General features: G+C 70.2%; 1 protein-coding gene. It reads left to right on the top strand.

Annotated features, from left to right (window positions below):
- The first annotated feature begins 54 nt into the window (after nucleotides 1-54).
- The gene (gene dprA / locus HNO81_RS19905; protein WP_175319814.1) at nucleotides 55-963 is read left to right on the top strand and encodes a DNA-processing protein DprA; all 909 of its coding nucleotides are present in this window, start codon (nucleotides 55-57) and stop codon (nucleotides 961-963) included.
- Nucleotides 964-1,415 lie beyond the last annotated feature (452 nt).

Below are 1,415 nucleotides of genomic sequence, written 5' to 3'. Positions count from 1 at the left end.
GGTCACCTGAGCCGCCCCACCCACCAACCCTTTCGGCAAAAAAGGAGCAACACCATGAACGACCGCATTGCACGCGCAGCCCTGACCCGCCTGTTCGAAGCGAACGACACCGTTGGGCGGACCCTCGTGGGCAAGCTCGGCGCATACGCCGCGCTGCGGCTCGCCACCGGCGCCCAACCCGCCCACACCCTCCCGGACGTGACGCCCGAGGAACTGTCCGACGCGCTGAAGCGCTGGGCACCCCGCGTGCCCGACCTGGACCCGGAAAAGGACCTGGCCACCATCGAACGCCTGGGCGGCGGTTTCCTCATCCCCGGAGACGAGCACTGGCCCGGCGGCCTGGACGACCTCCCGGACGCGCCCTTTGGCCTCTGGTACCGGGGCCACGTCGGGAACGGAATCCCCGACCCGTCCAACTGCGCGGCACTGGCCGGCTCACGGGACTGCACGAGCTACGGCGCGTCCGTCACCGGCGACCTCGCTTACAGCCTGGCCCAGCGCGGAATCTGCGTGATCGCCGGACTCGCCTACGGCGTCGACGCCCACGCCCACCGCGCGGCACTGGCCGGGAGCACCGGCAGCGGCCTGGCCACCATCGCCGTCCTGGCCGGGGGACTGGACCGGGACTACCCGGCGGGAAACGCGGACCTCGCGGCCGCGATCCGCAGCAATGGGCTGACGCTGTCCGAGCTGCCCCCAGGATCCGCCCCTACCCGGGCAAGGTTCTTGTACAGAAACCGCATCATTGCAGCCCTTGCCGGGGTCACGTGCGTCGTCGAAGCCCGCTGGCGCTCCGGTGCCCTGAATACCGCCCACCACGCCGAAACCATCGCCCGTCACGTCGCCGCCGTCCCTGGCAGCGTCCACAGCGCCAACTCCGCAGGATGCCACCGGCTCCTCAAAGAAGGAGGCGCGGCACTGGTGACTGACGCTGACGAACTGAGAGAACTGCTCGCCAGCTAAGCCCACGGGTGGCCGGTCTTTCGGGGCCGGTCACCGCGGGCGGTCCGCCGTCGTGGCCGGCTTTCGCTGATGGTCGCCCACGGCGGACCGCCCATCCCGCAGCGACCAGATGCCGGGCGGCGTCCGCCGGCGGCAAGCCAGGGCTGTCGGTGCCGTTGGGTTGTTCCTGGCCCGGGGTGAAAGGCAGGCTCGCAGGGCTCGCCCTGGTTTCCGCTGCGCTCCAACCAGTTGAAGGGCGTCCGCTGGCGCGGCCGGCTGTTGGTGCTGCCGGTCCGTCGCAGAGCTCCTGCCCGTCATCACCTGCTGTGTCTGCGACGCGTTTTGGCTGCTGTCCTGACGGATTGTACGTGTCCGCTCCGGCCCCTCTAGCCCCTCCTTCGTCGGGGCCTGCGGTGCAGGAAATGTCCCTGCGGCGCTCCTTCGTCGCTGATTTCCTCCGGGAATTTCCCGCC

The organism is Pseudarthrobacter sp. C4D7 (assembly GCF_013359725.1).
Taxonomy (GTDB): Bacteria; Actinomycetota; Actinomycetes; order Actinomycetales; family Micrococcaceae; genus Arthrobacter.
The sequence above is the reverse complement of the archived record's forward strand: the minus strand, read 5'-3'. Positions and strand labels throughout refer to the sequence as shown.

Excerpts from the sequence above, each read along its gene's own strand:
- dprA (WP_175319814.1), top strand. The coding sequence starts at position 55 with ATGAACGACCGCATTGCACGCGCAGCCCTGACCCGCCTGTTCGAAGCG.